Origin of the sequence: Desulfopila sp. IMCC35006, from assembly GCF_005116645.1 — a bacterium.
In the GTDB taxonomy this organism is placed as follows: Bacteria; Desulfobacterota; Desulfobulbia; order Desulfobulbales; family Desulfocapsaceae; genus Desulforhopalus_A.
The window spans coordinates 95,686-115,615 of record NZ_SWCM01000015.1 but is presented as its reverse complement, the minus strand read 5'-3'; the positions used below and the strand labels follow the sequence as shown (position 1 = coordinate 115,615).

The 19,930-nt window shown below is 49.2% G+C and carries 20 protein-coding genes; 3 read left to right on the top strand and 17 right to left on the bottom strand.

Annotated features, from left to right (window positions below):
• Positions 1–125: 125 nt before the first annotated feature.
• Both FCL47_RS20410 and FCL47_RS20405 read right to left on the bottom strand, forming a co-directional pair.
• Positions 126–1,529 (bottom strand): pyridoxal-dependent decarboxylase, encoded by a 1,404-nt coding sequence (locus FCL47_RS20410; protein ID WP_136815566.1) that lies wholly within the window; start codon positions 1,527–1,529, stop codon positions 126–128.
• Between the two features lie 136 nt (positions 1,530–1,665).
• Positions 1,666–2,547, bottom strand: a complete 882-nt coding sequence (locus FCL47_RS20405) for a DMT family transporter (RefSeq protein WP_136815565.1) — start codon at positions 2,545–2,547, stop codon at positions 1,666–1,668.
• A gap of 364 nt (positions 2,548–2,911) precedes the next feature.
• Here FCL47_RS20405 and FCL47_RS20400 point away from each other — a divergent pair, with 364 nt between their 5' ends.
• Positions 2,912–3,262 carry a DsrE family protein gene (locus FCL47_RS20400; protein ID WP_136815564.1) on the top strand — a complete coding sequence of 117 codons (351 nt, stop codon included), beginning with the start codon at positions 2,912–2,914 and terminating at the stop codon, positions 3,260–3,262.
• 76 nt (positions 3,263–3,338) lie between these two features.
• On the opposite strand, the gene FCL47_RS20395 is transcribed toward FCL47_RS20400, so the two are convergent.
• From FCL47_RS20395 to FCL47_RS20330, 15 genes are all read right to left on the bottom strand, one after another.
• Entirely contained in the window at positions 3,339–5,456 is a 2,118-nt protein-coding gene (locus FCL47_RS20395) for an LOG family protein (protein WP_136815563.1), read from the bottom strand.
• Positions 5,457–5,730: 274 nt separating this feature from the next.
• The gene (gene sbtM, locus FCL47_RS20390; RefSeq protein WP_136815562.1) at positions 5,731–7,284 is read right to left on the bottom strand and encodes a thio(seleno)oxazole modification radical SAM maturase SbtM; all 1,554 of its coding nucleotides are present in this window, start codon (positions 7,282–7,284) and stop codon (positions 5,731–5,733) included.
• Positions 7,277–7,696 (bottom strand): SbtA family thio(seleno)oxazole RiPP natural product precursor, encoded by a 420-nt coding sequence (gene sbtA, locus FCL47_RS24620; protein ID WP_141107125.1) that lies wholly within the window; start codon positions 7,694–7,696, stop codon positions 7,277–7,279. The genes sbtM and sbtA overlap by 8 nt, the downstream gene beginning before the upstream one ends.
• 268 nt (positions 7,697–7,964) lie before the next feature.
• Positions 7,965–8,420: an iron-sulfur cluster assembly scaffold protein gene (locus FCL47_RS20385; protein ID WP_136815561.1), complete on the bottom strand. Its 456-nt coding sequence runs from the start codon at positions 8,418–8,420 to the stop codon at positions 7,965–7,967.
• 25 nt (positions 8,421–8,445) lie between these two features.
• Positions 8,446–8,805 (bottom strand): NifB/NifX family molybdenum-iron cluster-binding protein, encoded by a 360-nt coding sequence (locus tag FCL47_RS20380; RefSeq protein ID WP_136815560.1) that lies wholly within the window; start codon positions 8,803–8,805, stop codon positions 8,446–8,448.
• An 87-nt stretch (positions 8,806–8,892) separates the two neighbouring features.
• The gene (locus tag FCL47_RS20375) at positions 8,893–9,276 is read right to left on the bottom strand and encodes a NifB/NifX family molybdenum-iron cluster-binding protein (protein ID WP_136815559.1); all 384 of its coding nucleotides are present in this window, start codon (positions 9,274–9,276) and stop codon (positions 8,893–8,895) included.
• Positions 9,277–9,296: 20 nt separating this feature from the next.
• Positions 9,297–10,202, bottom strand: coding sequence for an ATP-binding protein (locus tag FCL47_RS20370; RefSeq protein WP_136815581.1), 906 nt, complete (start codon positions 10,200–10,202; stop codon positions 9,297–9,299).
• Positions 10,202–11,056 carry an ATP-binding protein gene (locus tag FCL47_RS20365; protein ID WP_136815558.1) on the bottom strand — a complete coding sequence of 285 codons (855 nt, stop codon included), beginning with the start codon at positions 11,054–11,056 and terminating at the stop codon, positions 10,202–10,204. Before FCL47_RS20365 ends, FCL47_RS20370 begins: the two co-directional genes overlap by 1 nt.
• An 18-nt stretch (positions 11,057–11,074) precedes the next feature.
• On the bottom strand, positions 11,075–11,458 hold the full coding sequence (locus tag FCL47_RS20360) for a response regulator (RefSeq protein WP_136815557.1): 384 nt from the start codon (positions 11,456–11,458) through the stop codon (positions 11,075–11,077).
• Between the two features lie 67 nt (positions 11,459–11,525).
• Complete coding sequence (locus tag FCL47_RS20355; RefSeq protein WP_136815556.1) at positions 11,526–11,921, bottom strand: NifB/NifX family molybdenum-iron cluster-binding protein; 396 nt, start codon at positions 11,919–11,921, stop codon at positions 11,526–11,528.
• 192 nt (positions 11,922–12,113) lie between these two features.
• The gene (locus FCL47_RS20350) at positions 12,114–13,493 is read right to left on the bottom strand and encodes a sigma-54-dependent Fis family transcriptional regulator (RefSeq protein WP_136815555.1); all 1,380 of its coding nucleotides are present in this window, start codon (positions 13,491–13,493) and stop codon (positions 12,114–12,116) included.
• Positions 13,490–14,131 carry an arylesterase gene (locus FCL47_RS20345; protein ID WP_205747387.1) on the bottom strand — a complete coding sequence of 214 codons (642 nt, stop codon included), beginning with the start codon at positions 14,129–14,131 and terminating at the stop codon, positions 13,490–13,492. Before FCL47_RS20345 ends, FCL47_RS20350 begins: the two co-directional genes overlap by 4 nt.
• Positions 14,132–14,201: 70 nt before the next feature.
• Complete coding sequence (locus tag FCL47_RS20340; protein WP_136815553.1) at positions 14,202–16,697, bottom strand: ABC transporter permease; 2,496 nt, start codon at positions 16,695–16,697, stop codon at positions 14,202–14,204.
• 8 nt (positions 16,698–16,705) lie between these two features.
• Positions 16,706–17,380, bottom strand: coding sequence for an ABC transporter ATP-binding protein (locus FCL47_RS20335; protein WP_205747386.1), 675 nt, complete (start codon positions 17,378–17,380; stop codon positions 16,706–16,708).
• Positions 17,381–17,751: 371 nt separating this feature from the next.
• Positions 17,752–18,153 carry an H-NS family nucleoid-associated regulatory protein gene (locus tag FCL47_RS20330; protein ID WP_136815552.1) on the bottom strand — a complete coding sequence of 134 codons (402 nt, stop codon included), beginning with the start codon at positions 18,151–18,153 and terminating at the stop codon, positions 17,752–17,754.
• A 592-nt stretch (positions 18,154–18,745) separates the two neighbouring features.
• On the opposite strand from FCL47_RS20330, the gene FCL47_RS20325 reads away from it, so the two are divergent.
• Positions 18,746–19,297: a TIGR00730 family Rossman fold protein gene (locus FCL47_RS20325; RefSeq protein ID WP_136815551.1), complete on the top strand. Its 552-nt coding sequence runs from the start codon at positions 18,746–18,748 to the stop codon at positions 19,295–19,297.
• Between the two features lie 5 nt (positions 19,298–19,302).
• Positions 19,303–19,914 carry a murein L,D-transpeptidase family protein gene (locus FCL47_RS20320; RefSeq protein WP_136815550.1) on the top strand — a complete coding sequence of 204 codons (612 nt, stop codon included), beginning with the start codon at positions 19,303–19,305 and terminating at the stop codon, positions 19,912–19,914.
• Positions 19,915–19,930: the final 16 nt, after the last annotated feature.

Here is a 19,930-nt window from a genome sequence, read left to right as displayed (position 1 = left end):
AAATGGGTTGCATCCCATCCCTGTAAATAAATATTGTGCATTATTCTAGCTGACTTTCACGCTATTTGCAAAGATGGCAGTCGGCGCCGAATCTCTGCTCTCTTTTTTTCAACAGGGCTGCCAGATCACTTGAGCAGGTCCCGGCCGGTTTGCAGTACATTATTAAAAAAAGTATCGATATCCGTTTTCCCGGCAGAAGAATTGGCAGCCAGCAACCGCATCGCCACATCCCCATCGATATAGGCGATACCAACCAGACTCCTCCCTTCCTGATAGAGCCGATTACGAAGAGTTAAGTTAAAACTGTTGCTTTTTTCCTGAGGCACCTTGAAACGAAAACATACATTGAACGAGGTCCGTGGCACCACCATTTCCAACTCTGTGCTCTCATTGACCCAGCTTTCTGCATATTCGCAGAGCTCAAGATTTCTTTCCACCCTGCATGCCAGACCTTGCCGGCCGAAAAATTTCCAATCCAGAAACCATTTTAAACTGTCTACCCTCCGCCCGCACTGCAAGGAGGCGACACCCAGATCTTCCGTTTCGGCGTTGTGCTCGTCCCGAAAGAGGTAACTGCCGTCCCCCGCACTGAGAGTAGCCCGCAAGGCGTGGCTTCGGTTATTTATCAACAGGACGTTGCACATCAACGAGGCACCAAGCATCTTATGGAAATCACATGTAAAAGAATCGGCACCCTGCAGACCGGCCAGGAATTTTTGTTTGAGGGTTGTGCTGAGTACCGCGGCCCCGCCCCAGGCACCATCCACATGGAGCCAGAAACCATATTCATGCCGGAGGTCCAGCAGCGGTTCTATGGGGTCATAAGCGCCACGAACCGTTGTTCCGGCAGTTGCCGCGACAAAAAACGGCAGACCGCCACTGACCAGGACCCTGCCGATGGCTGACGCCAAAGCGTCCGGCTCCATGGCGCCATACCGATCGAGCGGCACTTTAATCAGCTGATCAGTGCCTATACCTAAAATATTTGCCGCCTTATCCATCGAGTAATGCGCATCTGCACTGACAAAGGCAAAAAGTTTCTGCTGCCCAAAAAGCCCGGACTGCTTTACCGAATGGTTCGCATTATTTCTTGCTGCCATCATGGCAATCATATTGGCATTGCTCGAACCGGTGGTCATCTGCCCTTCACCTTGTACAAAGCCGACCAGATCAAGCATCTGATCAATCATATATCTTTCAAGGATGGTTGAAACAGGCGCCGACTCAAAGGTACAGGCGGAAGCATTGGTCAACGCGGCAATTAGTTCTCCGACTATAGATGGAAGATTGGCACCGCCCCACATCCGGTTGAGAAATGCCGGGTGATCGGTTTTTACAGAATAGGCAAGATAGGTCTCAATCCAGTGCAAAATTTCCGTCCAGTCTCCCGTCTTTTCCGGACGTTCAAGATCCAGAATTCTCTTCAATTCTGCAGGACTGTGGTAATCGAGAAATTTTCCACTTCGCTGTCCTGAACGGTAATGCTCAATCACTTTCAGGAGGTGTTCAAAAAAGGTCTTCTCATTCATGGCTGCAGACTCAGATGCATTGCGCTATTAATCGAGTGTCCCCGCTGGGCGATAACGCCCTTTTACCCGCCGGGTTCTGTTTGCTTTAGTGGTGCCAATTAATTCGGAATGGATAATTTATCAAGGGAATAATAGTTCACGAACGCCTCAGGGCAAGCGCCGCGTTGGCGGCAAAGATCAGCAAAGCACCACACCAGCCGCCAAAAGTTAATTGTGGGTCAGCCACCAGCAATGGCCCAAGCAGGGCAGCCATCAATATCCTGCTGGACGAGATGATGGAACCATTCACTGCGGTCACATACAAAAATCCATAGGTCAGCAGATATTGGCCCAGCACACCCACAACCGAACAGCTCAGGAGAAAAAAAAGTTCAGTGGCATTGGGCCAGAAGATCGCATCATGAAAAAAGAGCAACATAAGCACTGTCCCCAGACCAAACATAAAAAAAAGTATGGTCTGGGAATCATGGTAACGCCGGCTGATATTGAGATATACCATGGCGAACGCGGCGGTGATACCTGAACAGAGTCCCCACAGGTTTGCCCACCTTATGTTGATTTCCCCCGGTGACAACAACATCCACACCCCGGCAAAAGCCACCGCCACGATAACCAGGGAAAAGACTTCACGCTGTTCACGTAGAAAAAACCAGGAAAAAATCGCAACAAACAAAGGATACGTCATATTAAGAATATTGGCCTCCGCGACCGTTCCCACTTCCACTGCCTTGTAAAAGCAGAACACGGCAACGGTATTGGCTATCGTTCGGCCGACAAGGTAATGGTATCGCCGGGGGGCGAGGTGTTGCCTGCGAAGCAGCATGGTCGCAACGACCACGATAAAGCCCAGTAAAAAACGGCTGAAAACAAAGTAGGCAGAGGCTATCTCCACATAACGAGCAGCCCAGCGAATAATGACCGTGGCCAGGTAAAAAAAGAAGGCCGAGCCCAAAACTGCCAGCCAGCCGCCGATATTCCGAACCTCTGAGAGAGCCGGCCCTGATGATAGATTTGTCATAGAGTATCAGGCTCTCACACTTTTTTTAAGACCCAGGACCACTCTCCTCTCCATGCAGCTTCCAAACACCATCAGTTTCCCCCGGTCTGTTTTTTTTCAGGAAGGCTCAGCCAATTTCGCCATACAACTATCCGCTTGTGCAACAGCTCCACAGAACCTCGATGTGCCACAATGTAATAACAAAATAACAGAGTATATTATACGTGAATTTCCATGGTCCCGGAACAAACAAACGAATTCATCATAACCATATAATTACGCTTTAAAAATAGTTCCCATTGCGGTATATTACTGGACATATTTCCTAACGTATAGGAACAGGCTTACTTGAATCTTAAATTCACACAGTTCAGGAGAGGGTGTCATGGCTAATTTTCTCTTTGTATTAAGTTCGAACGATAACGAGAAAGCAACCCGATGTTTTCAATTTGCAAAAATCGCTCATTCCAAAAACCATAAAGTAAATATCTTTCTGATCGACAGCGGCGTTGACTGGGCCGTAAAAGGAAAAGACGGAAGCCAGAAAACAGTAACAGGCGATTGCGTCAATGACTATCTCCCCTATCTGATCGAGAAAGAAGTACCCACCGGAGTCTGTACCCCCTGTGCCAAAAACAGAAACCTCGACGAAGCGAATTTTAACAGCAATATGGTCCTCGATGGCGGCCCGCATCTCATTGACATGGCGGCCGAGGCGAAGGTTTTCAACTTTTGACGACACCGCGGCCTTCCCCGGCGCAAGCTGGTGCTGCCCGAAGATTACCAATCTTTACCAATACTGGTGGCCTTCGTCAGTCTGCGAGCCGGGGATTGGGGCTGTCGAAGACTTCCACGTAGCCCTGATAAAGGGTTTCCGCGCGGATGCGTCTTGATTTGCCCCTGGCCGTCTGGATACTGTGTTCAGGTATGTTGTTTTCCAGGTACCAGGCATCCGGGTCCAGACAAAATCGCACCAGTTCCGAAAGGGCATCCTCCCCATTACGGCATGATTTCACCAGATGGGGAATAAACTGCGGCCCGTAATTATTCCTGGCAATTTCAGTAATCTGGGCCTGCATCTCGGCCCAGAGATTATCCGGATCCAGCAAGATGACCGGGGCCAGCGGATTCTCGTGGAGTTTCATCGAGGTTATGGTGATGGACAGCTCCTCTGCACTGCCATAGCCACCGGTGTTGATAATCGGCAGATTGCTCAGCTTCTGCAGATGATCCTGACGGGCCAGGCGCAACCCCTCTCGATATTTAATCAACCCATCACAGGTGGTTAAGGAGAGCTGATGTTCTCCCTCCAGGTCAATGGCAACACCAACACTCATTATGTTGTGTTCCCTGGCCAGATCGTTGGCTTCTTTCATCAGCCCCGGTCCACCGCCATGGACAATGCCCATCTGCGAGCCGAATTTCAGGGCAAGCTTGTTAATCAGATCGATAGTCAGCTGATTATCGGCCTCCTTGGTATGCGACCCGTAAAAGGCAAACCAGTAGCGCACCACATCGAATCGTTCCCGGTCGTCTGGTTCAATAAAACAGCCGTGATAAAAAGTATAGAGCTTGTCGGTTTCCGCATCGTAGCGCAAGAACTCGCAGTCCGAGGAAACCGCATGAGTGAGCTTGATCATTTTCTTGACATAATCATCTTCAAACGAGGGGTTGTCAGTATTAATAAGAAAGGTTCTGACCCCGCTGGTCCGAAGAACATCAATCACCTCAGAGGACGGAAAGGTATCGGCAATAAATACCCGGCTGTTGATTCCTCCGAGAACGGAAAGTTTCTCAAGGGTTTTCGTAAACTCACCATTTTCGCCGATTAAGCAAGACTGTTTGGGCTTTCGAGCCGTGCTCTCCACGACAGCATTTTTGATAATCTCAAGCTGGGCCTGCCCTTGCGGGTCAATGGCGGAGGCGATCTGTATAAAGTTATTCTTATTGAGAATCATCCCCAGCGACATTTCGTCGACAAACTGAAAGAGGTTGCTCACTTCGGCATTGGTCAACAGATCGAAGAGCCTGTAGCCATCTTTTACCTTATTTTTGATAAGGGGTACGGTCAGCGGATTCTTCGCCCTGAAAAAACGTATTATCACTCGAACTCGGTTAAGCGGCACCGGTGTCTTGCCAAAATGATAGAGTTCCACCTGACGATCGCGAAAGGTGCGGAAGGGATCAAGCACTCTGGCGGGCAGGTGGACAATATCCTGGTCTGCCGGGGCGGTCACTGCGTCTATAATTCCGTAGATATCGCCAAGAGAAATTTTAATCGCGCCGATAAAGAGGCCACCCGGCTCCAGCATCGCCTGATCTAATTGCAGCGAGGTTCTCGAACGAATTTTCGCCAGGGCAAGACGTCCTTTTTTGATAACGTCATTAATGCTCGACTCATTGAGTGCCCCTGGCTCAAAACAATACTGGTAAGGTTCCAGGTCGGCGAGGATATAATCGCTTTGCTTGCCGGTAACGGGATCAGTTTCCTGTTTTATCTCAAACCCGTCATAATGGCCCAGGCTATTTTCCCGGCCGACGAAAAGTCGTTTGTGCAGATAATGGCGTACATCGTGGATGCGGAGTTCAGGATCCATGACAACCAGCCGACCAATCTCGTCGCCGATTTTAAAGAGCTTCACCGCATCCCCCAGCAGGGGATTAAGATTCTGCAGCTTGCCATCAAGGTGCACATCCATCCCGTCGACCACCGGAACGGTTTTAGGCGATAAAAGATCCGTCTTTATGCCGATCTGGGCATTCCCGCTTCTGCCCGAAAAGATAAATGGTTTTTCTTCCCTGATCGCCCCCCGAATATAATCCGACACATCGGGAAAGGAAAATCGTGCCTGCAGAATATCTGTCCCGTCGACTTTGCCGGGAATATCGCTGATATACCCGTCCGGGCTGATGATTTGTTCTATTTTCATGGGCTTATTGTATCACATCGTGAATGGAATATAAAATGCGCTGTTACAAATCGCCGGACAACTCGCCGCGCGGACTCTACTTATACAGTATCCATCCTTTTTGACCAATTGAAAGTAAAATAAAGGTGAGTTCTTCAGGTCGATATGGCGATTCAGCACCAATCGATCTTTGGATTGAAAAGTGATATATGGCATTACTGCCCACTGCAGCCGCAAAAGACGCAGCAGGCAAGGTCAAGGGAACCGACAACCGGTTGACACGACGGTCACTTCGCTATGACTTATTCTCTTTGAAACAATACGGATCGAGTTCGGTGAAAATGTCCCGGCCAAAACCAAGAGCCACTGCGGGGCAGCCGCCGCATGCCGGGCGTATGGCGCAGGAATGGCAGGCTGAACTGCCCATTCTGTAACGTTCAGCAAGGGGGGTATGATAAATCTCGGTAAGAGAATTCTGGTATATATTGCCGAGCAGAGATGGCATCTTGCGACAGGCATGGACCTCACCGTCGGGGAGAAGGGAGACAAAATTAAAGGCGGCACCACAGCCAACACCGGCGCAGCCGCCCTGCAGAGGCAAACCCTGGCGGTGCAGGTGCAGGTTGCAGAGATTATCTTTTAAGCGCATCACCGGGTTGTCGGCTGCAGCACTGATAAAGCTTTCGAGAAATTCCGGATACAGCGCCGGATCCACCGAGGCCAGAGCTGCCCCCTCACCCATCATCGCCAGTCTGTTGAAGGTGAACAGGTCGGTCTTGTCCTTCAATTTTTCGGCTAGAGGAAGCACCTGATCCATATTTTCCCTGGTGAGGGTAAGCATGACCATGCTGAAAACATGCATCTCCCGCAGCAGCTGCAGAAAGGCCATGGTCCTGTCGAAGTGCCCCTCCCCCCGCATACAATCATTGTGCTCCGGCAATCCTTCCAGGCTCACCTGATAAAACTCCGGCATATTGATTGCGAGCATCCGGTCAAGATATGTTTTATCCATCGGGTTGCCGAGAACCGCAGTAAGGAATCCACGTTCAACCGCCTCCCGGTAAAGGGCAAAAAAATGCGGAAAAAGTAACGGATTGCCCCCGGTAAAACTTACCTGGCCATAGACCTGATGCTCCCGGCAGAACTGATAGAAATCATCCAGCACCTGCAGTCCCTGTTCGAGGGTCATGGCGATCCGGTCACTGCGATCATAACAGTGACGGCAATGGAGATCACAGTTTTGCGTAATATGCCATTGCAGGGTAAAGGAAGGGGTCGAACACATGTTTTCTGCCGTGATATTTTCGTCACAAAATCCCTGCGGCCGAACGATCTTTGACGGCGGCATACGCAACAGTCCTTTCTGCCCGGCACTGTAGACAATATTGTCGATCAGGCCGACACTGACCCGTGCTGCACGTGCTGCCGTGTGGCTGTCAATTCCCTCGGCAATAATTTTAAGAGCCAGCAGATCATAGTTACTGGCGCTGAAGATTCGGATGCTATCACCATTACTGCCCGGGACAAGCAGAATATACCCCTTGCCGGGAACAGGAGTGACTGGGCGCCCTTCAAGCAAATCGACCAGACCCAGCCAGGCAACTTCCAGGAGTTCCAACCCCGGATGCACTCTTATTTGTTTGACGTTGTGCGGAACGGCAACAGGATGGATCGACATGGTATATGCTGCCAGTTCAATTGCCGCAAGATCTGCGAGATAGGGTGTTTCTGGGTAAATTTCCGGACAGTTTTTCAGGTAAGCAGCAAGATGTGCAGCTGGAACACAGGGAAGCCCTTCAGGAAGCAGCTTTGCGCTGACAGGATAAATAATTTCCAGCTCGTTACGCACAGAAACTCCGTGGAGATATAAAACAAGGCCGAGATCTTAGCTGAGTCCCGGCCTGAGGACCAATTAGAGTGCAGACCGCACTCAACTGTCAACCGCTTCAGCCACTTTTGGCGGGTTTTTTCTTCATTTCTTTCATGGCATCAGGCATGGCTTCCTTCGCCTTTTCTTCAGTAGTCTTCTTAGCTTCTTCTGCTGCTTTATCAATAGCTTCTTGCTGGTCAGCGCTCACGGCGCCTGCTTTGTGTCCACCTCAGCCACTTGCCGCGGCGGGCTTGCTTACTTCAGCGCTACCTGCGCTGGGTTTCGCCCCTCAGCCACTTCCTGCAGCATCAGCTCCCGGCAAGATTCCACCTGCACTGATCAAGCTGGCCACACCAAGACCTGCCAGTATCTTCTTCACGTCTTTTTTCATAACTGTCTCCTTTTGCAGAGGTTTATGAAATTGAGATAGGAATATCCGATCAAAAAAGAGTAAGTGACAGGTTTTATATGTCCATAACCGGCGAGTCTTGTCAATCAGTATTGATTGTTTTCCTTGAGTTATACTCAAGAATTAACGATTAACGGCAACAAAAAACCGGAATCGTGCAAAGGACAATCCCGGTTTTCCGTCCCCTCTTTGGCAAAGTGGGGGTATATTTTTCCGGAGCAGCTGCATTCCGGCACCACCTTGCACCTGCTTACGCTCTCTGCTTTTCTCCTTGTACCTGCGCCGCCATAAAAGTATTGACGGCTTCGTGCAGGGTGCCCACAGCAAGATAGGCACAATGCTCCTCGCTCTCTGGAAATGTACCGATTTCTTTGAGGACATCGGCTCCGGTCATATCGAGAACCTCGGTCAAAGTCCTGCCCATAGCCAGCTCAGCCGTAAAGGAACCGGCAATGGAACTGGAGCTGCAGCCATCGGTGATATAGCTGACCTGCGTGACCCGGCCGTCATCAACTGATAGAAACATCTGCATAGTGTCGCCACAGCTGCCTTTCATTCGTGCATGACTCTGGGCATTCTCCATGACTCCGCAGAACTTGGGATTGCGCCAACGGTCAAAACCCTTTTCACCAAGAGCACTTTTCGCCTCGGTAAAAACCTCATTCTGAATCTTATTTACCAGTGCATCAAATTCCTGATCGTTCATTATCCCTGTTCCTTCAACGACATCTCTACCAATGCCCTTCCGTATTGGCATTATCACTGTATGTAACGTTGCCGGCGAGAAACTTCTTCACCGCCTGCTCAACAGTCCCCGCCACATCGCTGACCACCTTCATCCCTGCCGCCTGAACAGTTTTGAATGCATTTGGTCCACAGTAGCCGGTCAACAGAACTTCTGCGCCTTTATCCGCAACCATAGTTGCCGCCTGAATGCCTGCTCCCTTAAAAGCATTGACATTTTCGCTGTTATCAAGAGACTCGAAGTCCATCGTCTCCGTATCAACGATCAAAATATAGGGTGCCCTGCCGAACCTTGGATCCACCTCAGCAGCGAGGTTCGTTCCTTTGGCCGTAACCGCAACTAACATGTCATCTCCTTGTACATAGGTTTCATTGTCATCGCCGTTATCTGGCTTCCATCAATGTATGGGAGCCAGCAATCTTGGCAAACAGTATCAGTGACCGCCTCCACCGCCACAGACCTGATCGTCACCAATCATTGCCAGGGCGCCGGAAATCATATCTTCAACAACCGGACGAATTTCCCGACGTTCCCCGTCATAAAATACGTCTATGCCAACCTGTTTAAAGCCCATCAGCGGCCGCATGCCGATACCGCCCACAACCAGTTGCTGTACTTTATTTTCGGCAAGCAACTGTACAGGAACCATGCATCCGCCCTGAACATGTTCTTTATTGGCCAGAATGCTGACTTCCTTGATCTGTCCGTTCTCAACATCAACGAGGGTAAACACATCACAATGTCCAAAATGTCCAGCGCGCAAACCGTCAAGACCACCCTGTCCTTCTGAAGGTACTGCTATACGTACAAGTGCCATTTTCTACTCCTTTTACTTTTTTATTTAATTATTGATGAAAAATCCTTAATTCCCATCACGTTCATGGCCGGGAATGCCATTACTTTTCCCCAGACATCGTTTATTGCAGCTGCCGCCTGCGAATCCGGCGCATATTCCATTACGTTCTTGCCTTCGATCATCGCTCTTGTGAATATCGGATCAAAGGGAATGCGCCCGAGCAAGGTCATATTGCGTGACCGTCCATACGCCTCAACCTTTTCCGTCATTTCGAGATTGAGATCAAATTTATTGACGCAGACCAGCCCAGGCACCTTAAAGTGCACGGCAAGCTCAGCAACCCGCTGCATATCATGCAGACCGGATACTGTTGGTTCGACGATGATGGCCAGCGCTGCGGCGCCTCCGACAGAGGCGATCACCGGGCAACCGATACCGGGAGGACCATCAGTGAGAATCAAATCAAACCCCCTCTCTTCTGCCAGTTTTCTCGTTTCCTGGCGTACCAGGCTGACCAGCTTGCCGGAGTTTTCTTCAGCGATACCCAAACGGGCGTGGACCATCGGTCCAAAACGGGTATCGGAGATAAACCATTCGCCGCACTTCTGCACCGGAAAATCGATCGCATGCTCAGGGCAGAGATCAACACAGACCCCACAGCCTTCACAACTTATCGGATCGACCACATAGTCGGCAGAGATCGCCTCAAAACGGCACAGCTCACGGCACCTGTCGCATTCAACACAGTCTTCTCTTCTGATTTCCGCAAGACTGCCACCCATGAAATCGGTTTTTTTTCGCACCACCGGTGCCATCAGCAGATGAAGGTCCGCCGCATCCACATCGGCGTCACAGAGCACACTGTTTTGTGCCAGGGATGCAAAGGCCGCAGTGACGCTGGTTTTCCCTGTTCCACCCTTTCCACTGACAATAACTAATTCTCTAATCATTGAGGTTGCCCTCCACTCGGAACCAATTTTTCTATCCGGCCATACAGGCTGCGAAACTTATTCTTCCACTCCGGCATCGCCTCGACAATTGGTATGCCACAGGAATATGCTTCGGCAATCTTCCGATCAAAGGGAATTTCCATAAGAATCGGCAGGCCTTCTTCCTTCGCATATGCAACCACCCGATCATCACCGATATCGGCGCGATTAATAATCAAGCCACTGGGAATACCCAAAATTTTCACGGCCTCCACGGCAAGCTTCAAATCATGCAGACCAAAAGGAGTCGGCTCGGTTACCATCAATACGAAATCACTTCCCTTCATGGCGGCAATGACCGGACAGGAAGTACCAGGAGGGGCGTCAATAATTATCGTACTGGCATCATTACGATTTTTTTGTACTTTTTTAATAAGCGGCGGCGACATCGCCTCCCCGACACGTAAGCGGCCCTGACTAAAACCAAGCTCGCCGCAGTGCCCCGATTCCATCACTCCCAACTGGCGTTTTCCTTCAGTAACGGCACCTTCCGGGCACACCTCCATGCAGCCACCACAACTGTGGCAGAGTTCGGGGAAGACCAGCACTTTTTTACCGACCACCGTCAATGCCCGAAACCGACAAATTTCTGCACATTTTTTACATCCCGTGCACAAAGCATCATCAATAATGGGAATAACGGTGCTCACCTCTTCTGTCTCGGTTATCTCCGGATGGAGAAAAAGATGGGCATTGGGTTCTTCCACATCACAATCCAATAATCGAGTGCCTTTACCAAGGGACAAGGCAAGGTTGGTGGCAACCGTTGTCTTGCCTGTGCCTCCTTTCCCGCTCGCGATGCTGATAATCATTACTTATATCTCCTGCGTTTATTGCTGAGCCATCAGTGCGCCTATCGATTGTAGCAGCTGCAACATATTCGCTGCCTCCTCACTTCCCGGATGCACCGGTAACTGCATAAAAACACCGAGGCCTTCGGTTGCCTCATGAAAATCTTCTGCAGCAAGAGTACTCACCATGGCACAATTAATAAGCGGGTTCTTTTTAACCAGCTGTTTGACAAAAGGCAGTGCTTCCCCGTCCGCCAACTGTTGATCCATGACGGCAACATCCACCTGATGATTGGCAAGAAAATCCCACGCTTCCTGTCCGGAAGCAGCCCTGTCTACTCTTATTCCCTCTTCGTTCTGTAATGCCGTGGATAAATCAGCCAAGCCATCAGGATCTTTGCCAACCAACAATATACTCAACATGTTTTGGTGCCCTCCTACCTTTTTCTGCACGCCCAACGAACGTACTGCGAGGCTCTCTTACAAGATCTCACACATTATTTTTTAATTCCTGCTGCAGCGGCAGGTCGTTCCGCCACCGACAGCATCGCGCATGACCACAACCGGGCATGGCAAATTTTTTCAGGTCCTTGCCCTCAACAAAGCATGCCAATATTTCTTCCACTTCTCCGGTAACAAAAGGGATAACCTCGACACCATGAAATTCGAGCAATCTGACCGGCCCCTCGCAAAGGGCCCCACAGATCAAAACCCGAACATCTAATTCCTGCAGCAGCCCGAGACAACGGCTGAACATGGTTGCCTGAAACCGCTGTATTTTTCTATCAACAATCTGTTTCTCCCGGATTTCGGCAACTAACAAAGTTTGCGCCGAATCGAAAACCGGTGAAATTCGATTACCCCATACGGTAATGGCGACATTCATAGCCGATACTCCTTTTCCTGTATTACACAAAAGAATGCAAAGAGCGCGCCACTTCCAACGCAAATATTTTTTTATAAATTTATTCGGGATATTACAGAATACAGATGGGATAAAAACAGTGGTACTGGAGGGATGCAAGTCGCTTCAGTGCGACTCAATGCGACCATACAAAGTCGCACCGTTGCAACTCAGCTAAGATTCTTTGCGACTCGAGCGACCGTCGATTTCCGGCAGGGTGATCTGATATTTACTGAGCTTTCGGAAAAGAGTGCTTTTATGCACTCCCAGCTCTTTTGCAGCGGCAAGTCTGTTGAAGTTATTATTCCTTAACGCCTTGATAATGTTTTCTTTTTCACTAAGGCTCACACTCTCTTCCATGGATAATCGATGCACAGCCTGACTCTTTTCAGCCTGTGCCAGATACCCCGGCAAATGGGCTACCTCTATCTCGCCCTCCGCGCAGAGGACAAAGCCATGCTCAATGATGTTTTCCAGCTCACGGATGTTTCCGGGATAGTCATGGGCGAGAAGCAGAGCCATCGCTTCTTTGCTCACATTGGACACATATCGCCCCTTGATGTGGTTCATTTTTTTGATAAATCGTTCAATAAGCAGAGGAATATCCTCCTTTCGTTCGCGCAGAGGCGGCAGCTGAAAACGGATGATGTTTATTCGATAAAAGAGATCCCGGCGAAATTGACCCTTTTCAACCATCAGACTCAGGTCTCGATTGGTGGCGGCAACGATTCGGGTATCGGTTTTGATCTTTTCCACGCTGCCCAGGGGGTGGAACTCTTTTTCTTCCAGCACCCGAAGCAGCCTGACCTGAAAGGCGGAGCTGGTATCGCCTATTTCATCGAGCAGGATCGTTCCCTTCCCGGCAGCCTGAAAGAGACCGGGTTTATCCTTATCGGCGTTGGTAAAGGCTCCGGCTTTATAGCCAAACAGTTCTGATTCAAGCAGCGTATCCGGGAGGGCACCGCAGTTGATCGCGACAAAAGGTTCCTTTTTGCGCAATGAGAGGTTATGCAGCGCAGACGCCATCAGTTCCTTGCCGGTACCGGTTTCTCCTTCGATCAGCACGGTACTGTCGCTTTCCGCCACCTGGGGCAGGATATTGAATATTTTTTTCATCCCCTTGCTGCGGCTGACCATATCACCGACTTCGAAGTTGCCGACCAGCTCGCGCCGCAACTCCTCGACCAGACTATGATCGCGAAAGGTTTCAACCCCGCCGAGAATCTCTCCATCCTCATTTCGCAAAGGCGACGTCGAGACAGCGATAGGCACCCGCTCCTGCCGGTTATTGATGATATATGTGGAACTTGAGACGAAGGATTTGCCTTCCTTCATGGTCCGCTTTAAAGCACAGTTGCCTTCACACATATTAGAACGGAAGACCTCCCAGCAGTAGCGGCCGATGGCCTCCTTCCGGCTGGTACCGGTGATTTCTTCGGCAGCCCTGTTGAAACTCATGATGCGCCAGTTATGATCAACGGTGAAAACGCCATCAGAAATGGATTCGAGAATTATTTCATTGGCAGCTTTTGTTATTGAGGAGGAATCTTTCATCGTTCTGTTCTTTTTTTGATTGCCTGCACGACATAAGGATAAAGATTATCCGTAATTATTTTATATCCCTGCGCATTTGGATGGATGCCATCCCCGAGGGTCAAATCGCCTTTCATCGCTACCCCGTCTAAAAAAAACGGCACAAACACCACATCAAACTCTTTTGCCAGCTTAGGATAGATGGCATTAAACTTTGCCACATAAGCCGGTCCCATATTCCAGACCATTTTCATCCCGGCCAGCAGGACCACCACATCTTTATCTTTCAGGATCTGCAGGATGTTGCGGATATTTTTTTCGGCCACCTCCGGGTCAACACCACGAAGACCGTCATTTGCCCCTGTCTCCAGCAAGACAATATCCGGTGCCAGGGTCAAGATCCATTCCATGCGACTCAGCGTTCCATTGCTGGTTTCCCCGCTCACTCCTGCGTTCACGACCTGGTAATCATACCCGTCTGCCTGCAGCTTTCTTTCCAGCAGCGCCGGATACCCGGCGCTTTCATCAAGTCCATAGCCTGCAGTAAGACTGTCCCCTACCGCCACAATTGTTTTCACCGTTCCACCTGCTTGTTTTGTCTCGGGGGATTTCTCCTGGTCTTGACTGCAGCCGGCAAGAGACCAGAATGTTATGAACATAATCACACAAAGCGTCTTTACCATATTTAAAGTACCCATCCAATTTTAATGTTTCTTATGGGCTTTCGCATCATGACTGCTCTCTTAAAAACCGTATCGGTTTCTGGCCCAGGATTGACACCGAACTGAGCAGCCCCAGGGTGACAACCAGGCAGACGGTCATCACCAGCATCGCAAAACTCACCGGCCAGCTCGGATCGAAATCGATGTCAAAGAGGAATCGGCAAAGCCCCCAGCTGCCGGCCTGCGCAACCAGAATAGCACATCCACTGCTGAGCAGGGCCAGGATAAAATTTTCAAGGAAAAAGACCAGCAGCACAAACCGGGTATCAGCGCCGAGAACCTTATAATAAACAGCCTCCTTTATTCTGGCCATCCTTGTTGCGAGAACGGAACTCACCAGGATTAACGCCCCGGCAAGAATCGAAAAAGAGGCAAAAAAATTGATGATCGTGGAGAGCTTCTGCAGAATTTTTTCAAGCTCGGCAGCAGTTTCACCGACATTGATGGTGCTGATATTGGGGAAATGGTTGACGATGGTATTTTGCAGTTGAGCTATCTCACTCTTTTTCACTTTCAGTGCACCAAAGAAGGTTTGCGGGGCAGCACGTAAATTTTCTTCCGGGAAGACAAAATAGAAGAACGGATAGAGCATGGATTTGGTACGACTTCGTATCGAGCTCACTTCAGCTTTCATTGGGACACCCTGCACATTAAAAATCAGGACATCGCCCATCTTCATATCGCCCATCTCGGCCACCGTATCAAGCAGAGAAACCGGAACAAGGCCGCTTTTTTCCCGCACATTGCCAAAAAGAGAATCGCCCTTGATCAATACTTCATCACTGAGCAATTTGGGGCGATACGTTAGATTAAATTCACGGGCAAGACTGTCACCTCGTTTTTTCATCTCACTTTCCCGGTGAATCCTTTCGCCATTGATAGAAGTGAGACGAGCGCGGATAATAGGAAAGAGTTCCACATCCTGGCCGACGAGCCCCCGAAAGTCATGCTGCTGGTTCTTCTGAATATCCAGACAGAAAAGGTTGGGAGCATCGGCCGGATAGGACGCGATATAGGTAGCATGGAGATTGTACTCCATCAGATAAATCGTCAGCAACACCGAGAGAGCCGAAGCCAGGGTCACGACTATCGGCCGGGTGGCATTGCCCGGTCGCAGCAGACTTCTCACCGCCTGCCGGAGTGGCAGGGAAGCTATCTGCAATCGGGAAAGCAGCAGCAATAGTATGCCGATCAATACCGAGATTACCGCAATGAGGGCCAAAACACCGCCGAGAAAGTATAAGCCGATACGCAGGTCATTGAGTTGCCGGACGACAAGTCCGGTGAGCAGGATGATCCCACAGCCAATGAGCACATAAGTCCCCCGATTCTGCCGTCCGTTATCGCTTTCCTTTCTAAACACGGCCGCCGGTTTTACATTCTTTATCTTACTGAGCGGCAGAAAGGTAAAAAAAGTCACCACCACCAGGCCGAGTCCGATCCCCTCCAGCACGTCAAAAAATGAGCCGCCAAGGACTATATTATCCGGCAGCAACCCGGCAAAGAGGGTGGAAAAATTCTTTTCAAGCAGCAGTCCCGACAGAATGCCAACGGCGCATCCGATAAAGCTCAGAATAAAGACTATCACGAGATAATGGCGCAGTAGAAACGATCCGGTAGCCCCCAGAGAACGGAGGATGGCAAAGCTCTTTTCCTTGCGGCGGAGGAACGCGGCAAGAGAACTCTGCATACCGATCCCGGCGAGCAGCAGGGTAAAAACAGAGACAAGAGAGAGAAAGAACAGCAGGTTGTCAAAGAACCGTTTGACCCGGGAACTCGCCGTCGCATAGGTGGCGACACGTTCCTGCCCGGTTACGGCTCTCGCCTGCAACCCGGCGGCGAGGGTGTTAATTTGACCGGCATCGGCCACTTTCAAAAGGGCTTCATACTGAACCCTGCTGCCCTTTTGAACTAAATCCATCTGGGCAAGATCAGCAGCAGCGACCAGAATTCTTGGGCCAAAATTGAAAAAATCGACCGGCCGCAACGATTCTCGGCCAATCACATCGACGATCTCTAAAACACTATCCCCGAGCAGCAGTTTGTCACCCAGAGCAAGCCCCAGACGTTTGAGCAGCTCCGGGGCAACAACGACCTTGCCCGGTTGCAGAACTCGCGAAAATTCCCGGCCGGAAAGCAATTCCACCGTCCCATATAAAGGATACCCCTTTTCTACCGCCTTAATATTGCTAAACAGTGAGTCCTGCCCATCAGCTCTTCTGGCAACGGAATAAAACTCCCAGGTTCGAGCAACCTGGATCCCGGTTTTTTTGGCTAGAGCGGCAATCTCCTGCTGCAAAGCAGGCGAAAAATCATAATGTGAATGAACTATGATATCACCGCCGTGCAAACCCCGTGCATCACTGGCAATGGACTGCTGGACATCGCTGCGGAAACTGTTAATGGCAACAATGCTTACCAGCGATAACGCCACGCAGAGAATAAAAACGACCGCCTGACTTTTGCTATGCAAGATCTCCCGTATCAAAAACCGAATATTCATCGCGTCTTTCACCCCTCTTGAATCCTGCCGTCATGGAGGCGAACTATTCTATCGGCGCGACTGGCCAGAGATTGACTATGGGTAGCGATGACCAGGGTAATCTTCCGATCTTTATGCAGATCGACCAGTAATTGGATAATACCTTCACTGTTCTCCGAATCAAGATTACCTGTCGGTTCATCGGCAAAGACAATTTCCGGATCATTGATCAGAGCCCGACAGATGGCGATCCGCTGCTGTTCTCCTCCGGAGAGTTGTTCCGGGAAATTTTTCCCCCGATCCTGCAATCCAACCTGATCAAGAAGCGACTGTGCTTTATTCCTGGCCTCGGGATCCTTTTTCAGCTCAGCCGGAAACATGACATTTTCAATAGCGTTAAGAGAGGGGATGAGATGAAAGGCCTGAAATACAAAACCCGTCAACGTGTTGCGTACCGGCGCCAGTTGATCCTCGGTCAAATCGGTAATATCTCTGCCTGCCATATGTATTCTACCTATGCTCGGCCTGTCGAGCCCGGAGAGCACGCTCAGCAAGGTTGTCTTGCCGCTGCCGCTGCTGCCTGCAATAACCACGAACTCACCCCTGTTCACAGTCAGTGAGACATTTCCCAGCACCATTATTTTCTGGTCGCCAAGATAGTAATATTTAGAGATATTTTCAGCTTGTAGAAGAATATTTGACATGTATGCCCTGAGATTATTGGATCCTGAGAAAAGTGAAATTACGTTACATCCTGACTATGATAATCATTCGTAATAAAAATTCGAGCAAGACCTCCTCTAAATGTCACCGTTGCTCGAATTACAAACAGGTAAACATTCTCATGCCTGCAGTCAGGCAGAATTGTTTTTTTCTGATTGCGGCTGAAGTTCAGCTAATGAACGAAGGTGGACTAAGTTTGAGGGGGGGTAATCAATTTTCTTTCCAGTGAAAAGCTATGGATGACACAGAAGAAGTTTAAAGAATTTTTTCAAGCGTGCTGAAGAGTACACTCAGGCGGGAACAGAACTGAAAGGCTTTCGCAAAAGAGAAAGCCTTTCTTTATTATTATATTTTACTGATCAATAAGAAAAGTGTCGAGAGTTTCACCGGCATCAATACGGGCCTTAAAAACGTTAGGCATACGTCCTTGACCAGTCCAGGTAATGTGTTCTCCCGCTTCATTCCAGATTTCATATTTTGGCTGACGCGGCATGCGCTTGCTCTGTTTTTCAGCGGAAGAACCTTCTTGCAAATCAAGCGGATCAATGCCGTCTGCGGCAAGTAATTCTTTGTATTTACGAATTTTTTCAATTCTCTCGGCATTCTCGATTTTTGCTGCTGCTTCCTCGGCTATTCGGTCATCGATAATTTTTTGTAGTTTTAGTTTTATTTCTTCCAATTGCTCTACACCCAATTCTTTTATGGCACTTTTAAACCGACGAGCATGGGTAATTATTCTCAAAAAGTCATTCATTCCTGATCCTCTTAATTTGACTGTGTTGGTATTGCATACTTCATAACTTCAGTATAGTTAGCAAATAATAATAATGCGTAGTTAGTTTATCAAGGTCTATTTAGAAAATTTTAAATGCCTGTTCTTTTCACATTCAAACCAACTTTGTCTTTTTCAGTTAGCGCTACCCTAACGTTTGAATATGCTCATTTTAGCAACAGCGTAATTTCAGCATATCGTTACAATACATTATCAAAAAGGACATTCACCTTGAAAAATACCGATTCTATTTTGTTATTACCACTCAAGTTCAGCTTAGAAGGTCCAGAGGGATATGAGGAGCCCTTTTCACGGGACGCCATAAACCCATCCCTGGGGGGCTTGACCGCAGCCATCCAGGCTGCGGAACACCCGTGCAAGGGGCACCTCATATCCCCATATAGCTGAAGTTTAGTGGTAATCACATTATATTTTATTATCGGCTTTTCCCCATGACAGCTGTATAATTGCCGGATATTATTAGTTCCCCACAAGCCTGTGAACCTGTCGCATTATCAGGAATGCCGGGATCAGGCAATGCACCGGTCAAAAATATGCGAGTAAAGGAGTATTAATGAATTCAGTCTGTATCTTTCTTGGATCGAGCAGTGGTAATCACCCTGCGTATATAGCGGCAGCCCGCGAGATGGGCCATGAACTTGCAGTACGCGGCCTGACCTGTATTTATGGCGGCTCCCGTACCGGTCTTATGAATCAGCTGGCCGACAGCGCTTTAGCTGCCGGTGGAAAGGTTATTGGCGTGACGGTGCAGGCCTTAAAGGACAAGGAAAACTTTCATCAACGCCTGGCGGAACTACATGTGTTGCCCACCATGCATGAGAGAAAAAATCTAATGATGCAACTAGCCGATGGTTTTGTCGCATTACCTGGAGGCATTGGTACCCTTGAGGAGTTTCTTGAAGCATACACTCTCGGCCAGATGGGATTTCACACAAAACCTTGCGGCTTACTCAACGTCAATGGATTTTATACGCCGCTTGAAATGATGCTTGAAACTGCCGAAAAGGAAGGGTTTTTGAAAAAACCATACCACCAATCAATACTGTGTGCAGAAAGTTCCGTTGCAATGCTCGATCTTCTGCAACATGCAGCAGAAAAGAGGTAGCCAGTATGAAAAGCAACAATCGCCGTCCTGCTCCCCAGCATCGGACCCGACCAGGCCATCGTTCGCCCCTCTCCGCAGGGCTTTATTTAGTCATTTTATCAATACTGCTGGCCTCTCCATTATTTGGTGGGCAGGATACCACCCGAATTATTATTGACACCAAAGCCCTGACATTGAAAGTAATGCAAAGTAATAAGGAAAAACTGAGCTTTTCGAATATCGCCATCGGTCGTTACGGAACAACTGCTGACAAGCGAAGCGGAGACCACAAAACGCCTCTCGGTCATTTCGCCATTGCCTGGATAACTGAAAAAACATCTTTTCACCGTTTCTTTGGTCTTCTTTATCCAGGCAGGGAATATGCGGAACGCGCATTCCAGACCGGCCTGCTGGACCATAAGACCTGGAACAGAATCCGTCAGGCATATGCCTCAGGCCGTCTTCCACCCCAGAATACCGTTCTTGGCGGCAGTCTGGGCATACATGGCATCGGCAAAGGTGATAAAAAGATCCACGAACAGTTCAACTGGACGAATGGCTGTATTGCCCTGACCGATGATCAGATTGACCGCCTTACGGGCTGGATCAAAATCGGAACACCGGTTGAAATACGCTGATGCAGCTTTTTTTTTG